The 19,302-nt window shown below is 32.6% G+C and carries 18 protein-coding genes; 5 read left to right on the plus strand and 13 right to left on the minus strand.

The window, feature by feature from the left end:
* Positions 1 to 320: 320 nt before the first annotated feature.
* The 12 genes from acs to B2989_RS12860 all read right to left on the minus strand — a co-directional run bounded on the left by acs (position 321) and on the right by B2989_RS12860 (position 13,997).
* Positions 321 to 2,228 (minus strand): acetate--CoA ligase, encoded by a 1,908-nt coding sequence (acs, locus tag B2989_RS12805; protein WP_292949100.1) that lies wholly within the window; start codon positions 2,226 to 2,228, stop codon positions 321 to 323.
* A 228-nt stretch (positions 2,229 to 2,456) separates the two neighbouring features.
* Positions 2,457 to 4,352 carry an acetate--CoA ligase gene (locus B2989_RS12810; RefSeq protein ID WP_292949103.1) on the minus strand — a complete coding sequence of 632 codons (1,896 nt, stop codon included), beginning with the start codon at positions 4,350 to 4,352 and terminating at the stop codon, positions 2,457 to 2,459.
* 2 nt (positions 4,353 to 4,354) lie between these two features.
* A complete protein-coding gene (locus tag B2989_RS12815; RefSeq protein WP_292949106.1) occupies positions 4,355 to 4,573 on the minus strand; it encodes a hypothetical protein in 219 nt (72 codons plus the stop codon).
* Between the two features lie 71 nt (positions 4,574 to 4,644).
* Positions 4,645 to 5,010, minus strand: coding sequence for a response regulator transcription factor (locus B2989_RS12820; RefSeq protein ID WP_145001464.1), 366 nt, complete (start codon positions 5,008 to 5,010; stop codon positions 4,645 to 4,647).
* Between the two features lie 16 nt (positions 5,011 to 5,026).
* Entirely contained in the window at positions 5,027 to 7,717 is a 2,691-nt protein-coding gene (locus B2989_RS12825; RefSeq protein WP_292949109.1) for a sensor histidine kinase, read from the minus strand.
* A complete protein-coding gene (locus tag B2989_RS12830) occupies positions 7,710 to 7,904 on the minus strand; it encodes a hypothetical protein (RefSeq protein WP_292949111.1) in 195 nt (64 codons plus the stop codon). Before B2989_RS12830 ends, B2989_RS12825 begins: the two co-directional genes overlap by 8 nt.
* 167 nt (positions 7,905 to 8,071) lie before the next feature.
* Positions 8,072 to 9,838: a sodium:solute symporter family protein gene (locus B2989_RS12835; RefSeq protein WP_292949113.1), complete on the minus strand. Its 1,767-nt coding sequence runs from the start codon at positions 9,836 to 9,838 to the stop codon at positions 8,072 to 8,074.
* Between the two features lie 31 nt (positions 9,839 to 9,869).
* Positions 9,870 to 10,130: a DUF4212 domain-containing protein gene (locus B2989_RS12840; protein WP_292949116.1), complete on the minus strand. Its 261-nt coding sequence runs from the start codon at positions 10,128 to 10,130 to the stop codon at positions 9,870 to 9,872.
* A 12-nt stretch (positions 10,131 to 10,142) separates the two neighbouring features.
* On the minus strand, positions 10,143 to 11,390 hold the full coding sequence (locus B2989_RS12845; protein ID WP_292949119.1) for a hypothetical protein: 1,248 nt from the start codon (positions 11,388 to 11,390) through the stop codon (positions 10,143 to 10,145).
* Positions 11,391 to 11,496: 106 nt separating this feature from the next.
* On the minus strand, positions 11,497 to 11,916 hold the full coding sequence (locus B2989_RS12850; RefSeq protein WP_292949121.1) for a transposase-like zinc-binding domain-containing protein: 420 nt from the start codon (positions 11,914 to 11,916) through the stop codon (positions 11,497 to 11,499).
* Positions 11,917 to 12,074: 158 nt separating this feature from the next.
* Positions 12,075 to 12,428: a DUF779 domain-containing protein gene (locus B2989_RS12855; RefSeq protein WP_292949123.1), complete on the minus strand. Its 354-nt coding sequence runs from the start codon at positions 12,426 to 12,428 to the stop codon at positions 12,075 to 12,077.
* Between the two features lie 69 nt (positions 12,429 to 12,497).
* A complete protein-coding gene (locus B2989_RS12860) occupies positions 12,498 to 13,997 on the minus strand; it encodes an aldehyde dehydrogenase family protein (protein WP_292949125.1) in 1,500 nt (499 codons plus the stop codon).
* Between the two features lie 173 nt (positions 13,998 to 14,170).
* On the opposite strand from B2989_RS12860, the gene B2989_RS12865 reads away from it, so the two are divergent.
* The gene (locus B2989_RS12865) at positions 14,171 to 15,091 is read left to right on the plus strand and encodes an AraC family transcriptional regulator (RefSeq protein ID WP_292949128.1); all 921 of its coding nucleotides are present in this window, start codon (positions 14,171 to 14,173) and stop codon (positions 15,089 to 15,091) included.
* Here the strand turns inward: B2989_RS12865 and B2989_RS12870 are convergent.
* Positions 15,088 to 16,464 (minus strand): alanine/glycine:cation symporter family protein, encoded by a 1,377-nt coding sequence (locus tag B2989_RS12870; RefSeq protein WP_292949131.1) that lies wholly within the window; start codon positions 16,462 to 16,464, stop codon positions 15,088 to 15,090. The genes B2989_RS12865 and B2989_RS12870 overlap by 4 nt on opposite strands.
* A gap of 64 nt (positions 16,465 to 16,528) precedes the next feature.
* Between B2989_RS12870 and B2989_RS12875 the strand changes: the two genes are divergently transcribed.
* From B2989_RS12875 to B2989_RS12890, 4 genes are all read left to right on the plus strand, one after another.
* Positions 16,529 to 17,617: a heparan-alpha-glucosaminide N-acetyltransferase domain-containing protein gene (locus B2989_RS12875; protein ID WP_292949134.1), complete on the plus strand. Its 1,089-nt coding sequence runs from the start codon at positions 16,529 to 16,531 to the stop codon at positions 17,615 to 17,617.
* 85 nt (positions 17,618 to 17,702) lie between these two features.
* Entirely contained in the window at positions 17,703 to 18,266 is a 564-nt protein-coding gene (locus B2989_RS12880; RefSeq protein WP_292949136.1) for a TetR/AcrR family transcriptional regulator, read from the plus strand.
* A gap of 74 nt (positions 18,267 to 18,340) precedes the next feature.
* Complete coding sequence (locus tag B2989_RS12885; protein ID WP_292949138.1) at positions 18,341 to 18,892, plus strand: carboxymuconolactone decarboxylase family protein; 552 nt, start codon at positions 18,341 to 18,343, stop codon at positions 18,890 to 18,892.
* 94 nt (positions 18,893 to 18,986) lie between these two features.
* The gene (locus tag B2989_RS12890; protein ID WP_292949140.1) at positions 18,987 to 19,301 is read left to right on the plus strand and encodes an EthD family reductase; all 315 of its coding nucleotides are present in this window, start codon (positions 18,987 to 18,989) and stop codon (positions 19,299 to 19,301) included.
* The last annotated feature ends 1 nt before the right edge of the window (position 19,302 follow it).

Here is a 19,302-nt window from a genome sequence, read left to right on the forward strand (position 1 = left end):
ATTTATGCTAATAATTAACTTGAATATAGGCTAACGGTTAATTTATCCTAAAAATAAGACGTTTTTAATCTGTTTTTGTTACAAAAAAGTGCTTTTTAATAAATTATGCAAACTAAATTATTGCTTTTTTAATAAAAAACGCAACCTAAAAAGGTTGCGTTTTTTGCATTAGGGATTGTAGTGGCATCCTTTTGTTTTTTTTGCAAAAGATATAACGGAAAGCCCGACACTTTGTAGCCTAAGCGGAAAAGTGTAATGCCCAAATAAATAATTATATATTACTATTTAAGTTTGCTTTGTCATGCTTTTTTACAATGATACTACAGTACATTATCCATGATTTCTTGCACACATTCTGGGTTTAATAATGTACTTGTATCTCCTAAATTTTCTGTCTCATTACTTGCTATTTTACGTAAAATACGACGCATAATTTTACCACTTCGTGTTTTAGGTAATCCATTGGTAAACTGTATTTTATCTAACTTAGCGATTGGTCCTATTTGCTCAGTAATTAACTGATTAATCTCTTTACGTAAATTGTCTTGATCTCTACTTTCTCCTGTTTCTTTAAGGGTTACGTAACCGTATAAAGCGTTTCCTTTAATATCGTGTGGAAAGCCAACAATTGCACTTTCTGATACAGCTGGATGCTCGTTAATAGCATCTTCTATTGGTGCTGTACCTAAGTTGTGACCAGATACGATAATGACATCATCCACACGTCCTGTGATACGGTAATACCCAACCTCATCACGTAATGCGCCATCTCCTGTAAAATATTTACCGTCGTAGGCAGAGAAATAAGTGTCTTTATAACGTTGGTGGTTTCCCCAAATGGTTCTTGCCATACTTGGCCAAGGGAATTTTATACACAAACGACCATCGACTTGATTGCCTTTAATTTCTTTTCCATGCTCGTCCATTAATGCTGGCTGAATACCGATAAATGGTAAGGTAGCATAGGTTGGTTTTGTTGGTGTTGCAAATGCGATTGGGGTAATCATTATCCCTCCAGTTTCGGTTTGCCACCAGGTATCTACAATTGGAGCTTTACGTTTACCAACGTTATCATCGTACCAATGCCAAGCTTCTTCGTTAATTGGCTCTCCAACTGTACCCAACACTTTTAGTGACGATAAATCGTGTTTTTCTAAATGCTCTACACCTTCTTTTGCTAAGGCACGTATTGCTGTTGGTGCTGTGTAAAACTGATTGACTTTATGTTTTTCGACAATTTCCCAAAAGCGTCCAAAATCCGGATAGCTTGGTACACCTTCAAACATTACGGTTGTTGCTCCATTACATAATGGTCCGTAAACAATGTAACTGTGTCCAGTAATCCAACCAATATCTGCTGTACACCAATACACGTCTTGCTCTCTATATTGAAATACATTTTTAAACGTATATGCCGAATATACCATATAACCTCCTGTGGTGTGCACCATACCTTTTGGTGTCCCTGTGGATCCTGATGTATATAAAATAAATAATGGATCTTCTGCATCCATTATTTCTGGTACGCAGTCATGATAGGCTTCGTCCAAAAGTGGTTGTAACCATTGGTCACGACCTTGTTGCATATTAATGTCTGAGTTAATACGTTTTGCAACTAAAACAGTATTTACACCAGGACAATCCTGAAGTGCTTCGTCCACAATACCTTTTAAATCTATTGTTTTTGCACCACGATAAGATCCATCACTTGTAATTACCATTTTACAATCACTATCATTTATTCTAGTTGCTAAGGCTGTTGCCGAAAATCCTGCAAATACAACAGAATGAATTGCGCCTATACGTGCACATGCTAATACAGAAACTGCCAATTCTGGAATCATTGGTAAGTAAATACAGACTCTGTCTCCTTTAGCAACTCCGTTTTCTTTTAATACGTTTGCAAATCTACAAACGCGATCGTGCAATTCTCTGTAGGTAATATGAAGCGCTTCTTCGTCTGGACTGTTAGGTTCAAAAATAATAGCTGTTTTATCACCTCTTGTATATAAATGTCTGTCTATACAGTTTTCGGTTATATTTAATTTTGCACCTTCAAACCATTTGACTTCAGGTTTATCAAAATCCCAGCTTAAAACGTTGTCCCATTTTTTACGCCACATAAAATGCTCTTCGGCTATTTCTTCCCAAAAACTCTCTGGGTTTCTGACGGATTTACGGTAAACTTGGTAGTACTCTTCTAAATGTTTTATGTGATAATTACTCATAATTAGTTTAATTTATTAAACACTTTACTTGTGTTTATTGGGATATTTATATTATTAATTTAGTTTTTATTTTCTAGACACTTCGACTGCGCTCAGTGTGACAAATAGCTATTTATCTTTTTACATCTCGATACAATTTTATCGTACCTCAAAAATCACTCGATGTGACGTTCTCTTTTGATATCGTTAGTTTAAATGATATATTTTTAAAATTATTACACCATTAACTTATTTATGAATCCCAATACTATGGGTTTTATATACTAATTTTATTTCGTCTATAATTGTAACATCATCAATGGTTGACGGTATATTATACTGTTGCTCATCAGCGATATTACGTAACAATTTACGAAGAATTTTTCCACTTCTAGTCTTTGGTAATCGGTTTACTACTAATACCTCTCTAAAGGAGGCTACTGCTCCTATTTCACGACGCACATCTTGTATAATTTCATTTTGAATAGCATCGTTATTTAAAGTTGTTTCTGTTTTTAAAACCACTAAGCCTAATGGCTTTTGTCCTTTAAGTTGGCAATGCACGCCAAATACAGCACATTCTGCTACAGATTTATGTGAGGATACAATTTCTTCCATTTCGGCAGTAGATAATCGATGTCCAGCAACGTTTATAATATCGTCTACGCGACCAGTGATAAACACATAACCATCTTCGTCTTTGTAACCACCATCTCCAGAAAAATAATAACCAGGAAAACGGTCCAAATAGCCCGATTTAAAACGTTCTGGGTTTCCCCAAAGGTTACTTAATGTTCCTGGTGGTAATGGTAATTTTATAGCAACGTAGCCTTCTACACTAGATTCTACTTCCTCTCCTTCTTCATTTAATATGCTAATATCATAACCTGATACAGGTAATCCAGCCGAACCTGGTTTTATGTCTTGTAAAGCAACACCAACCATATTTGCAATCATTGGCCATCCGCTTTCGGTTTGCCACCAGTGGTCAATTACAGGAATTTGAAGTTTTTCTTCAGTCCAACTTAAGGTTGCCACATCACAACGCTCTCCTGCTAAAAACAAATATTTTAAACTTGACAGATCAAAACGTTTTAACATCTGACCATTAGGGTCTTCTTTTCTAATAGCTCTAATTGCTGTTGGAGCAGTAAACATTGCTTTTACATTATGCTCGTTAATAATACGCCAAAACGTAGACGCATCTGGTGTTTTAATAGGTTTTCCTTCAAAAACTATAGTTGTATTTCTGTTTAATAATGGTCCGTAAGCTATAAAACTGTGTCCTACAACCCAACCAACATCACTAGCAGCCCAAAAGGTTTCACCTTCATCTACTCCATAAATATATTTCATAGAGAATTTTAAAGCAGTTGCATAACCACCTGTATCTCTAATAATTCCTTTAGGTGTTCCTGTGGTTCCTGAGGTATATAATACATAAGAAGGATGTGTGGAATTTACCGAAATCGCTTCGATTGATGGAGATGTTTCGACTAAAGTTTGATAATCTACATCGTAGTTTTTCTTCGGAATCTCAACACCTAATTGTCTATCAAAAACTATAACATGTTCTGGCTTTACTTCCGCTTTAGCGATTGCTTGATCTACAAAAGGTTTATAAGGAATAATTTTCTGGATTTCGACTCCGTTTGATGCAGTAATAATTGCTTTTGGCTTACAGTCATTAATTCTAATTGCTAATTCGTGTGGTGCAAAACCACCAAACACAACCGAGTGTATTACACCAATCCTAACACATGCCAACATAGCATATAACGCTTGCGGAATCATAGGCATGTAAATAATACACGTATCGCCTTTTTGCAATCCTAAACCTTGTAATCCACCTGCAAGTTTTGATACTTCGTGGTGTAATTGATTAAAGGTAATATGCTGTTTTGCATTTGTAACTGGCGAATCGTAAATAATTGCATTTTGATCTCCAAATCCTTCTTTGATATGTTTGTCAATACACAAATAACTTAGGTTAAGTTCTCCATCCTGAAACCATTGATCATAGTCATATTTATCTTTAGACAATATGTTTTTTGGTGCTTTAAACCAATCCAATTGTGAGGCTTGTTCTTGCCAAAATTGCTTTGGTTGCTCTATACTTTTTTTATAAAATTCTTGATAATACATAGCTAGGCTTTTTTAGAATTAAATAAGCCAAACCAATTAGGATTAAGTACTTTTAACTTGACAAGTGCATAGATTATAAGCACAAAACAAAGCCCTAAAACTATAGACAGCATTGGACTTGTATAGGTTTGACTTTCAAATTTAAACCTAAGATAAAGCGTAGCGATAACATAAATACTAATTATAATATCTGACGCTAATGGATTGATGTGAAATTTCATGTCTTTAAACTTTAATTAAACTTAGTTTGTTTGCACACAAAACCAATTTTAAATAAACTTAAAAAACTGTTTTAAGTAACTAGCTCCATAATTTCTGAAACTATTTTTTTTACTGAAAAAGGTTTTGTTAAATACTTATCTGCTCCAAGTTTTAAACCTTTTTCAATATCTGAAGCCTTATTTTTAGCAGTTAAAAATACCACTTTAGTATTCTTTAAACTGTCTGTATTTTTAATATGTGTTAATGTTTGATAACCGTCTACATTTGGCATCATAATATCTAACAAAACTACATTAGGAATATGATGTTTTAATATCTCTAAAGCCTCACTTCCATCTCTTGCAATAAACACTTCAAAATCTTGTTTTTTGAAGGTATATTCTAACGACATGACAATATTAGGTTCGTCGTCTACAATTAAAATTTTCTTCTTCATACTTTACGACAACAATTTACTTAAAAGGTATGGTAAAAACAAGCGTTGCGCCATTTTTAACGTCTTTTTTTGCCCAAATTTTTCCGTTATGCTTTTCTACGATTTGTTTTGTGATTGCTAAACCTAATCCGCTACCCTGTGGTTTAATAGTATTTTGGTGTTTTGACTGGTAAAATTTATCAAAAATAAACTTATGGTCTTCTTCTGGAATCCCTTTACCATTATCAGTTACCGAGATTTCTACAGTTTGATTTCCTAACTTATAGTCTATTTCAATAACTCCTGTTTTTGGATTACAAAATTTAATTGCATTGGATAATAAATTAATTAAAACCTGAAGGATGCGATCCTCATCATATTTAGTACTAAATGTATGTGGATTATTATTAATTATTTTAACCTCTTTTTTGGCTGCAATCTGAGAGATACTGCTAATAGCTTGGTGGATTGTTTTTTGAATATCGTGATATTGTAAGTCTAAATGTAAACGACCAGTTTCAAGCTTTTCAAAATCTAATATATTATGTATTAACCGTCCTAAACGATCAGTATCTTGCAAGATGTTTTTTAAAAACTGAGCTTTAATGTCTTTTGGCATATCATCGTCATCATCCATTAATAGTTCGGTTGCAGCTCTAATACCTGTAATTGGTGTTTTAAGCTCATGTGCAACTGTATCTAAAAACTCGTCTTTTTGTTTGTCTTTACTAATTAATTCTTCATTTGCATCTTTTAATTTTGAAGACAGTTGAGACAATTCGTTAGATTTTTCTAGAAGTACCTTGTTGCTAACAATGTTTTCTTTAGACTCTTCCAAAATCTTTAACACTTCTACTAAGCTAATCTGTTCTTCTTTTACCACACTTGCAATTAATATTTTAGCTGAAGCCGAACCAATACTTCCTGTTAACAGTTTTTCTGAAAAATTAATTAATCTTGCATCTGCCAATTGGGTGTCTTGAGGCAACTTATATTTTGTGAAGAATATATTTAATGCTCGAGTGGCTCTTTTTTCACCTAAAAAACGAATTAATACATTTTTAATATCTGCAACATGTGCTTCACCTTTCCAGACCAATGCACTGTCCTGAAGCGTTGTAAAATTATTACTATCCACAAACATCTCTGCATAATTACGCTCTCGGTAATTACCTTTTGAGGTTAATGAAAACACTAAATAACTCATAATATTAAATGTCATACTCCAGAAAAACGCATGCGCAGGTGGACTTAAAAAATCGATACCAAATAAAGCATAAGGTTTTAAAGCTGAAATACCGAATAACCCTAACTGAGTAAAATCATCCTTACCTGTATAAGCCTGTAATGTAAAGGGTAACACCAAAGTATAAATTGCTATAAAAAAACCTATAATTATACCTGTAATTGCTGCTTTAGAAGCACCTCTATTCCAATATAATCCTATAAAAAATGAAGGTGCTAACTGTGATATTATGACAAATGAAATTAACCCTATGGAGTACAACGATAATTCTTTTGAAAAAGAAACATAAAAGAAATAAGCCGAAATTATAATAGTGAAAATAGAAATACGACGAATGTTCTTAATGTATTTTGAATTTCGTTCTGGTTGGTTTTTAATAAACTTATCTAAAAAACCATAAGGAATAATCAAGTTGTTACTCACCATTGTAGACAACGCCAAAGTAGATACAATTACCATGGATATTACAGCAGAGAAACCTCCTAAAAAAACTAGTGTTGCTAGAAAAGAATTTCCGTTTTCTAATGGTATTAATAGTGAGTAATACTCTGCATTTTGAGTATCTCCAAAAGTTAATTTTCCTGCCCAAGCAATAAAAATAACAAACAGATTAAATAACAATAAATACAATGGAAACAGCCAAATTGCTTTTTTAAGATGTTTTTCTCTATTGTTTTCTAAAACCGAAACCTGAAATTGTCTTGGTAATAAAAATATAGCCATAAAGGACAAGCCTATCAAGAAAAACCAGTTAAAACCATCTTCTATTCCACTAAGTGTGGTGAGCTGTTTAAAGTTTTCGGTAACTGAAATTTTCTCGTAAATATCTGTTGTTCCATCAAATAGATAAAACGTGACATAAACACCGATTGCTAAAAAGAAGACTAGTTTTAAAACCGACTCAAAAGCTACTGTAGCAATAATACCTTTATGTTTTTCGGAAGCATCCGCATTTTGAGTCCCGAAAAAAGTAGCGAATATTGCTAGTAATAAAGCGACGTAAAAAGTAGAATCGTCAATTACTGCGGTTGATACGTAACTAGTATCGTCAGACATGATTTCAAACGTTTCTGAAACTGCTTTTAATTGCAATGAAATGTATGGCAAGGTTCCGAATAAGCAAATAATAGTTACTAAGGCTCCCAGAAATCGACTATTTCCATAACGTAAGGATATAAAATCTGCAATAGATGAAATTTTATGTTGTTTAGAAATCCTAATAATCTTTCTAAGCACTACAATCCATAAAGGCGCAGCTATAACTGGTCCTAAATAAATTGGTAAAAAATTGATTCCTGAATTTGCTGCAATTCCAACACTTCCGTAATACGTCCATGCCGAACAATAGACTGCTAATGACAACGTATATACATAGGGATTATTAACCCATTTGCTTTGTCGTTTTTTTTCAGCAAGAAAAGCAATGTAAAATAACACTGCTAAATAGATGACAATTATGGCTATTAATGCGTAATTATTCATAGTGGCGTTTTAATACGATATATGAAATAACTATGGATAACAACCAAATTGAAAATATTGAAAAATATAAGGTTGGGATTCCAAAAATGGCACCTTCAAAATTGAAAACTAAAATAAACGGAATATTAAAAATTAAACACAATGCTATTGATAATACCACTAGCTTTTGTTCGTGTCTTTTTTTCATTAGGTTAATTGGTTTTGCTTTCCGCGAAAGCGAAAAATTTATGATGTTACTAATATAAGAAAATCAGCACTACAATTTGTAATGCTGACTTTCTAACTAACTAAATTAAATTTATGCTCAATATATTTTCGCTTTCGCGGAAAAATACTCAGACCGAACTCAATATTTTAATGGTCCTGAGCTTCTCCAGCTCCTGAAGGGATTCTTATACTTTCAACCATATCTTGTACATCTTGAGGTGGTGCAGGTGTTAATCTAGACACCACTAATGATATTACTACATTTACACACATTGCAATGGTACCAAATCCTTCTGGAGATGTACCAAACCACCAATCTGCACTTGTACCACCACCAAACATGTTTAGTTTAAATTTCATCATGTAGAACAGCATTAAAACAATACCGACAACCATACCGGAAATGGCACCTTGACTATTCATACGTTTATCAAATATTCCTAAAATAATAGCAGGAAAAAAGGAGGCTGCTGCCAAACCAAATGCTAGCGCGACGACTGCTGCCACAAATCCGGGTGGATTAATACCAAAATAACCTGCAATTAATATAGCTACAAATATGGCTATTCTAGCTACTTTTAATTCGTCTTTGTCAGAAATATCTGGTTTTAATTGCTTTTTAACTAAATCATGAGACACAGATGTAGAAATTACCAGTAATAATCCTGCTGCTGTAGATAATGCTGCTGCCAAACCTCCTGCTGCCACTAAACCAATAACCCAATTAGGCAGATTTGCAATCTCTGGGTTTGCCAATACCATAATATCTCTATCTACATATAGCTCGTTTGAAGCATCACTTACATTAGCTACTATACGCTCTCCACTTGCGCCTCGTGCATCTGTATATTCTGGTTTTTTACCTGATAAAGCATCTCCAGCAACATATTGAATTTTTCCATCTCCATTTTTATCAGACCATGCTATCAATCCTGTATTCTCCCAATTTTTAAACCATTCTGGGATTTCTTTATATTCTTTATTACTAACCGTTTCTATTAAATTAGTTCTTGAAAACACTGCAATTGCAGGTGCTGTAGTATATAAAATAGCGATTAAAAATAACGCATAACCAGCAGATTTACGAGCATCTTTTACTTTTGGTACTGTGAAAAAACGCACAATTACGTGTGGTAATCCTGCTGTACCTGTCATTAAAGCCAATGTAATTGCAAACACATCCCAAGTAGATTTTGTTCCGCTGGTATACTCATTAAAACCTAGTTGTGTGTGTAAAGTGTCTAATTTATCTAGCAAAAATGCACCACCTTCTACCTTACTTCCCATACCTATTTGCGGAATAATATTTCCGGTCATTTGCATTGATATAAAAAATGCAGGCACCATAAATGCAAATATTAACACACAATATTGTGCGACTTGTGTATAGGTAATACCTTTCATTCCTCCTAATAAAGCAAAGGTTAAAACCACTGCCATACCAATAGCAACTCCAATATTAATATCCACTTGTAAAAATTGAGAAAATACAATACCAACACCTCGCATTTGACCTGCAACATATGTAAATGATACAATTAATGCACAAATTACAGCTACTGTTCTTGCGGTATTGGAGTAATATCTATCACCAATAAAATCTGGCACTGTAAACTTTCCAAACTTACGCAAATATGGTGCTAATAATAAAGCTAAAAGCACATATCCACCAGTCCAACCCATTAAATAAACCGATCCATCATAACCTGAAAAGGAAATAATACCAGCCATACTAATAAAGGAGGCTGCACTCATCCAATCGGCTGCAGTAGCCATACCATTTGCTAAAGGTGAAACACCTCCTCCAGCAACATAAAATTCTTTTGTTGAGCCTGCTCTTGCCCAAATTGCGATTCCAAAATATAAGGCAAAAGTAAGTCCTACTAATAACCATGTCCAAAATTGTACACTCATAATATTATAGTTTTTAAGTTATTAGTTTAGACTACTCGTCAAAACCGTATTTTTTATCTAGTTTATTCATTAATCTTACATACACGAAAATTAAAATTACGAATACATAAATGGATCCTTGTTGGGCAAACCAAAAGCCTAGTTTAAAGCCTCCTAGCCTAAATTGATCTAATTCTTCTCTAAATAAAATGCCACATCCAAAGGACACTACAAACCATATTACAAGTAATATTGCTAAGTATTTAATATTTTCTTTCCAGTACGCTGTTGCGTGTTTTTGTTTATCACTCATAGTTGTTAGTTTTTATAGATAAATCATTGCTTGAAGCGAAATAGTATTTGCATCCAATGCTCCAAATTCTTGATTTGTATATTCTAAAGTTAATTTTGAATTATGTCCACTCATATACGCATTTACTCCAATGCCTAAAGTAGATCTATCATCACTTACAGCATCATAACTATGCGTGCCGTAACTTACGTAAGGTTGATAACGTGTTTTAGCTTTGTCACCTTTAATAACATAACCAACATGACCGTAAATCATGCTTCCTGTACCATAAGCGCTATATAAATAATCTTTACCGTAATCGCTATTTTGATAGACCACATAAGCAGTAATTGCGCTTCCATTATCACCTAGAGGCGCATCATAAAAAGCATCTACTGCAAAGATTGAAACATCCTCACCTTCTAAGTTTGGTGTTAATTCTGTACCTGTGTCTATTACTGATCCTTTTGGATGCAAGAAGAATCCTGCTCCAACATTAAATATTTTTTTACCACCTAAATAACTACCTACTTTATAAGGTAAAAAGTTAGATTCTTGATCTAAGAAATTATAATCGAAATAACCTGCATAAGTTTTACCTGCATCTTTAGATCCTAAAGTTGCACGACCATTATAAACTGCTTCGCCACCTGCAACAGCAGTACGCGCATCTAACGATGATACAGAAGCATCATTAATAGCTACGCGATATTGAAGTTTATCAAATTTACCTTTTGCAAATACACCTAAATGACGCGCAAATTGATCCGACAACCCAATAGTTGCCCATGATTGTCGGTTATTATCCAACGTCATCATATTAAGCGTGCTTTGATTATTTAATCTAGAAATCCCATTAAAATAGTGCAAACCTCCACCAACTGTGTGGTCTTTGCCTAAATTGTATTGTGCCCAAACATCATGAAAAAAGAGTTGAGAACCATCTCCTTTTCCCGTTGGACTTAATGTAGAACTTGTTAAACTGTTTAATCCGAAGTGTGTTACGATTAAAAAGTCTTTATTAATTTGTGCAAACATCAAAATTCTAGCACGACGCAAATTAAAATTTAATTTACTATTCTCATTTCCGTTTGCATCAAAAGTATCGTCTGTGTTATAATTAGCTTGGACTTGCGCCCAAGAAATAAGCCGAAGATATTTAGAACCATCTTCGTTAAACTTAAACTTAAGACCTCCATCGTAATCGGGAGAGCCTTGAGCTGTCATTAATTGAAAGGACATTAAAAAGAGTCCTACCAATAATACGGTTGTTTTTTTCATTGTTTAAAGGATTAATTAGTAGTTAATTGGTTTTGTGTGCACTACTAAGCTCTTAAAAACAATGTGTTAACAAAAAATTAATATATTTTTTTGTTAATTTATTATACTAATCCTTAAAACGCTCCCATTTAATCAACATAAATTTATCTCCTAATTCTGTAACTACAACACCTGCGCCTTTTATATTTTTTGAATTACTAAAATAAATTGCTAATTCTGAAGCATTTAAAATCTTGTAAGTAGGATGGTAATTTGAATTATAAGGACGTTTTATGTTGTACTTTTTTACCCAATTCATGATACTTACATGAGAAATTCCTAAAATGCGTTCAATTTCCCGATAGGTTAAGCCTTCTAAGTATAATTGAAGTGATTTATTAACGTAGTAGTCGTCTATCTTCTTACCTATTTTATTAACAGAGAAGAAATAGTTGCATTTTTTACACTTATAACGTTGTCTATCGTTAACAATTCCGCTTTTAATGTAATGGTCTGATCCACAATTTGGGCACAAATCTACTGTCATATATATTAATTTAGCATAAATATATCAATTTAGCAATATAACATACATGCATTCGTTAATTATTTAAATATTACCCATAAAAAAAGCTTTAAAATAGCGAATAACACTAATTTTTAAAGCTTAAAATATTAAAATGACAATAAAACTAATTTACAGTATCACTTATTAAAAAATGCGTCTTCAGTTTTAGTTAATAATCTTGAATGAATTAAAAATCGTAAACCTAACGGAATCTCCAAAGAGAAGCTTGCACCACGACCTTCTGTAATGTCTACCGTTAAATGTGTGTGTTTCCAATATTCAAATTGGTCTTGATTCATATAAAAATTAACACCATTTAAAGTTCCTAAAAGGATATCACTTTCGTCTAAATACAAATCGCCTTTTTCGAATAACATAGGAGCAGAACCATCACAACAGCCTCCACTTTGATGAAAAATTAAATCACCATGTTTTGTTTTCAATTGTTCTAATACTTTTACTGCCTCTTCTGTGATTGCTACTCTTTCCATAATTTAAAGTTATTAAAAAAGGCTGAATTATAATTTAAGTCAGCCTTTTATACTATTAATCTGTTTCTACTAAAAGAAACCTAATTTGTTTTTATCGTAAGAAATTAACATATTTTTAGTTTGACGATAATAATTAAGCATCATGACATGGTTTTCTCTACCAAATCCAGATTTTTTATAACCACCAAATGGCGCATGTGCTGGATAAGCATGGTAACAATTTACCCAAACACGACCAGCTTTAATGGCTCTTGGTATTTGATATAATTGGTGTGCATCTCTAGTCCACACTCCTGCTCCAAGTCCGTAAAGTGTATCGTTAGCAATTTCTATTGCTTCTGCTTCATCTTTAAATTTTGTGACGCAAGCTACAGGACCAAAAATTTCTTCTTGAAAAACTCTCATTTTATTATGTCCTTCTAAAATAGTTGGCTGAATGTAAAATCCATTTGCTAAATCTCCTTCTAGTTTTTTAGCATCTCCTCCTGCTAGTACTTTAGCACCTTCGTCTTTACCAATTTTAAAATAAGATTGTATTTTTTGGTATTGATCGTTAGACGCTTGTGCACCAACCATGGTATTAACATCGTAAGGATTGTCTTGTACAATTGCATTAGTACGTTCTATCACGCGTTCCATAAAAGCATCATAAATATCTTCTTGAACTAAAATTCTGGAAGGACACGTACAAACTTCACCTTGATTAAACGCAAATAAAACTGCTCCTTCAATAGCTTTGTCTAAATACGCATCGTCTGCATCCATTACAGAATTAAAAAATACATTTGGTGATTTACCACCTAACTCCATTGTTACAGGATTTAAGTTTTTGGATGCGTATTGCATAATTAATTGTCCTGTTGTAGTTTCTCCTGTAAAGGCAACTTTATCTACTTTAGGACTTGATGCTAAAGGTTTACCAGCTTCTGGTCCAAAACCATGTACAATATTTACAACTCCTGGAGGAAATACATCTGCAATTTTCTCCATTAATAAAGTTGCCGAAGAAGGTGTTTGTTCGGCTGGTTTTAAAACCACACAGTTACCAGTTACTAAAGCTGGAGGCAACTTCCATGACAACATTAATAATGGGAAGTTCCATGGTATAATTTGACCTACAACACCAAGTGGCTCCTTAATATTCATGGATAATGTGTGTTGGTCCAACTCTGTTGCGCTTCCTTCTTCCGATCTAATACAAGCTGCAAAATAACGCCAATGGTCTGCTGCCAAAGGGACATCTGCATTCAACGTTTCTCTTATTGGTTTTCCATTATCACAAGTTTCAACTAAAGCAAATTCTTCTAAATTGGCTTCTATAATATCTGCTACCTTATTTAATAAAGTAGAACGTTCCGTTGCAGAGGTATTTCCCCAAGCTTCCTTTGCTGCATTGGCTGCATCCAAAGCCATTTCGACATCTTCCTTTTGAGATCTTGGATATTTAGCAATTAAACTATTATCTATTGGAGAGGTGTTCTCAAAATATTGTCCACCTAAAGGTTCTACAAATTTTCCGTTTATAAAATTGCCATATTTTTCTTTAAATTCAGGTTTAGAATAACTCATATAATTTCATGTTAAATTAGTAATTAGATAATTTATTAGTTTAAAAAATAGATTATCTTTAGTTTTGATAAAGTTATTTTATCATATTCTAATTTAATTGAACAGAATTATCATAATCTTGAACATATCTATTATTAACAAATTTATGTTCAAATTTTATTGTAGTATTGATTATGCAGTCCTTATTAAACAATCATAAAAGCAACAGAAAACTGACCACATTAGTGGAAAACAGAACAACGTATAATGCAGATTATGCCGAGCTTAATATTTTTGAAACTCACGCTTTCGCGGAAAAAGTCTCGTTGACGTTTAACTTTCCGATTATTGCAAGTATGCTAACTGGACAGAAAATTATGCATTTAGATGGTTTTGACCCTTTTAATTTTTTTCCAGGTGAATCTGTAGTGATGCCAACCAATAAAGAAATGGTAATTGATTTTCCTATTGCCACAAAAGAACAACCAACACAATGTTTAGCCTTAGGTATTGATGCTTTTAAAATTAATGAGGTTGTAGAAAAATTTAATCAACAAGTGGCTATTGAAAATGAAAATAACAGTTGGGATTTAAATGAAACTACTTCTCATTTAATAAACAATACAGATGTTAATCATTTAATTGAAAGACTAACCTACACGTTTACTAACAACAATAAATCTAAAGATGTATTACTAGATTTAATGATACAAGAATTGATTGTTAGACTGCTTCAAACTAAAGCAAAGTCCTTAATTATAAACGATCCTAATCAGATTTTTAACGATACTAGAATTGGAACGGTTATTAAATTTATTAAAGACAATTTAACCAATAAAGATATTAGTGTAGACCTACTAGCTAAAAAAGCCTACATGAGTACGTCTCACTTTCATAAACAGTTTAAAAACACTTTAGGTATCTCTCCTATTGATTATATAAATTCTGAAAAAATTAAATTTTCTAAAAAACTGATTAAAGAATCCAAAGATTTTAGAATGTCCGAAATTGCATTTAAATCTGGATTTAATAACACCAGTTATTTTAACCGACAGTTTAAAAAAATGGAACTAATGACGCCTCAACAGTTTAAAGCTTCGGTAAATAAAATTTAAACTTCTTTCATCCTTTTAAAATATGCTTTTGCTTCTTTTAAAACCTTAGGAGCCAATATTAAAGTTGCTGTCATAGTTGGTATTGCCATTAAAGCAAAAACACCATCAATTAAATTAATCATTAAAGCCAGTGACGTTGTTGCTCCTAAAATAATACTTAGTATATAAAAATAGTTGTAATAATGTTTGTGTTTATCTCCAATTAAAAACGACAAACATTTTCCGCCATAATAGGCATAAGAAAACAATGATGACACACTAAATATTACAATACAAAGCAATAACAAATAACGTCCAAAAGTTGGCATTGCTGCTCCAAAAGCATTAGCTGTTAGGCTTACTCCATTAGCCTCTGTAGTTTGCCAAACACCTGTTACTAAAATTGCCAAAGCAGTAAGCGTACAAACTATTAAAGTATCTATTGCTGGTCCTAACATAGCAACCAAACCTTCACGAATAGGTTCGTTAGTTTTTGCTGCTCCATGTGCTAAAGGTGCTGTACCAATACCAGCTTCGTTTGAAAAGGCACCTCTGCGGATACCCAAAACTATCAATCCGCCTAAAAGCCCACCTAAAAAGGCGTCTCCTTTATAATTTTCTGCTGCAAAAGCATCTGTAAAAATTAGCTTAAAATAAGTTGGCACGACTTCCGCATTAGCGAACAAAATAATAAGAATTAACACAAAATATAGCAATACCATACTTGGTACTAATTTAGATGCTACTTTACTAATTCTATTTAAACCTCCTAGAATTACTATGGATGTTATGGTTACTAATACCAAACCTATAATTAAATTAGAGGTGAAATCTACTGTAATACCATTGGGTTTTAATACAATATCATTTATAGCTTGCGTTAATTGATTAACGTTAAATACTGGTAAAGCACCAATCAAACCACAAAAACTAAACAAAACCGCTAATGGTTTCCAATGTTTACCTAATCCTTCCATTATAAAGTACATTGGACCACCTTGTGTATTACCTTCGCTATCCTTACCTCTGTACATTATAGCTAAACTTGAAGTAAAAAACTTGGTTGACATCCCAACAACAGCGCTAATCCACATCCAAAATACTGCTCCTGGTCCTCCAATAGAAATTGCTACTGCAACGCCAGCAATATTACCCATACCAATGGTAGAGGACAATGCTGTTGTTAATGCTTGAAAATGAGTGATTTCTCCTTCGTCATCCTGATTATCATACTTACCACGTAATATTTGTATGGCATGACCTAAATATCTAAACGGTAAAAACTTAGACAAAATTAGCAGGTATAATCCACCTCCAATTAATAAAATTAGTAGTGGTAAACCCCAAACAAAAGAGGCGAAATCTGCTATAAAGTCATTTATTTTATCATACATATAACTACAAAGTTTTAGACTTTAAATATAACTATTATCTTTACAACCCTAACAAAAATACCATTTGAAACCAACCAGACTTTTTTTTCTTGATGCTGTCAGAGCTTTTGCTATACTAATGATGTTACAAGGTCATTTTATAGACTCGCTTTTAAACCCAATTTATCGGGACACTTCCAATACTATTTATAATATTTGGGCTTATTTTAGAGGGATTACAGCTCCAACCTTTTTTACTATTACAGGTTTAGTATTTGTATTTTTATTATTAAAAGCTAAAGAAAAAGGTACAGAACAAGAGCGAATTAAAAAAGGAATAAATCGAGGCTTACTGTTAATTGTACTGGGTTATGCCTTGCGCTTTTCGTTTATTAGTTTAATGTATGGGCAAGTTAACATGAATTTTTTACAAGTAGATGTCTTACAATGCATAGGTTTATCCTTATTAATTTTAATTTTTTTATTTAAAATAAGTTTTAAAAATGAATGGGTTTTAGCCGCATTATTTTTAATAATAGGCTTTAGCATTTTTGTGTCAGAGCCATTATACCGAACCTTAAAAATTGAAAACGCTCCAATATTATTCTCTAATTACTTAAGCTTACAACATGGATCGGTATTTACTATAATTCCATGGTTTGGCTACGTTGCATTTGGTGGTTTTATTGCTGTACTATTTGCTAAATTTGGACATAAAAACAACTATAAACCTATTAAAATTGCTGCCTTTTTAATTATAGGTGTGTTTATGATTTATTATTCTAGTCCAACTTTAAAACTACTAGATAGCCTATTTAATTTACCTTTATTTACCAGAAGTGCTAACTACAATTATTTGTTTAGCAGACTTGGAAATGTATTGGTAATCTTTGGGATCTTTTACACTTTTGAAACTTATCTTAAACAAGCTATAATTACTAAAATCGGTCAAAAAACGTTGTCTATTTATGTCATTCATTTTATGATTATCTACGGTAGTTTTACAGGTTTAAGCTTAAAACACTTTTTTTATAAAAGTTTAAATCCAACCCAAGCTATCCTTGGTGCTATTGCTTTTATGGTGGTTGTGTGCTTTATTTCTTTTTATTATGTGCAAACTAACACCTATTTATACAATAAGATTCGCAAGCTTTATTTAAAGCTTAAAAACTAAAAAAGTGTTAAAAATTTTTTTATTACTAACCAATCGTTTAGTTTTGTCATGTAATTAGAAGTTACCGTTTACACGGAAATTAAAAATGGCAAGAACAAAACAATATAACGAAGCTGAAGTAGTCGAAAAAGCAATGCACCTTTTTTGGAAAAATGGTTATGAAACTACTTCAATGCAAATGCTTGAGAAAGAAATGGGCATTAACAAGTTTTCTATATATTCTAGTTTTGGCAACAAACATGGTTTGTTTTTAGAAAGTTTAAAGCTTTACAAATCTAATGTAAGTACTGTATTAGATAAGTTAAAAAAAGGAACTAAAGGTGTCGAAGATATTAAACAATTTTTTCACGACTCTGTAAGTTCTAATTTTAAAAGCGACAAAGTTAAAGGTTGTTTTGTTACTAATACCTACAATGAGTTTTCAGACAAAGAAGATGAATGCATTCAAAAGCAAATGAATAGTTTTATGGATAATTTAAAATCCATAATTATTGAAAAGCTAGAAATGGATGCTTCAAAAAACGAAGAAACTATAGCAAAACAAGCTAACTATTTATTGCTAGCTAAACACGGTTTAGCTGCAGCATCTAGAGTTAACACAAAAGAAGAAATTGAGGATTATATAGAAATGGTCTTCAAAAATTTATAAACTTTTTTTTTACACAATAACTAAACGAACGTTTAGAAAAGATTAACAGAATATTAAAATAAAATCAAGAAATTATGACAACATTAAAAGTTCACAACATCGAAACTGCACCAGAAGCTGCAAAACCATTATTAGAAAACTCTCAAAAAGCATACGGAATGATTCCTGGTTTACACGGAGTTTTAGCTGCTTCACCAGAATTATTAAAAGCATACCAAGAGTTACACCAATTATTTACAGAAACATCTTTTAATAACGACGAGCTTACTGTGGTATGGCAAACCATTAACGTAGAACATGCTTGTCATTACTGTGTACCAGCACATACAGGTATTGCTAAAATGATGAAAGTTGATGATGCAATTATTGACGCTTTACGTAATGAAACGCCTCTTGCAGATGCAAAATTAGAAGCACTACGTACTTTAACATTATCTATAACACGTAATCGTGGAAATGTTTCGCAAGCAGATTTAGAAGCGTTTTATGCTGCTGGATATGGAGAGCAACAAGTATTAGAAATAATTTTAGGATTATCTCAAAAAGTAATTAGTAATTACACAAACCACATCGCAAATACACCTGTTGATGAGGCTTTTCAAAAATTTGCTTGGTCAAAAAAATAATCTAGCTTTTAAATTAAAATCTATAGGTTAATTAATAGCTGTAAACCTTTCTTAACTTTAAGGAAGGTTTACTAATTTTATAACAAAAACAATCATGATAAAAGTATCAGTAATGTATCCAAACAGTAAAGATGTACAGTTTGATGCAGACTATTATAAAAACACGCACTTACCAATGGTATCCAAATTAGTTGGTAGCGCATTAAAAAGTTTAGAATTAGACTTAGGTATAGCGAGTAGAACTCCTGGTGAGCCTGCGCCTTATGTAGCTATAGCACATTTAAAATTTGATAGTATTGAGGCTTTCCAAGAATCTTTTGGACCACATGGAGAAACCTTTGCTGCAGATGTAAAAAACTATACTAATGTTCAAGCTGAACTTCAAATTAGTGAAGTTATAACATTTTAAA

Source organism: Olleya sp. UBA1516 (genome assembly GCF_002323495.1).
Taxonomy (GTDB): Bacteria; Bacteroidota; Bacteroidia; order Flavobacteriales; family Flavobacteriaceae; genus Olleya.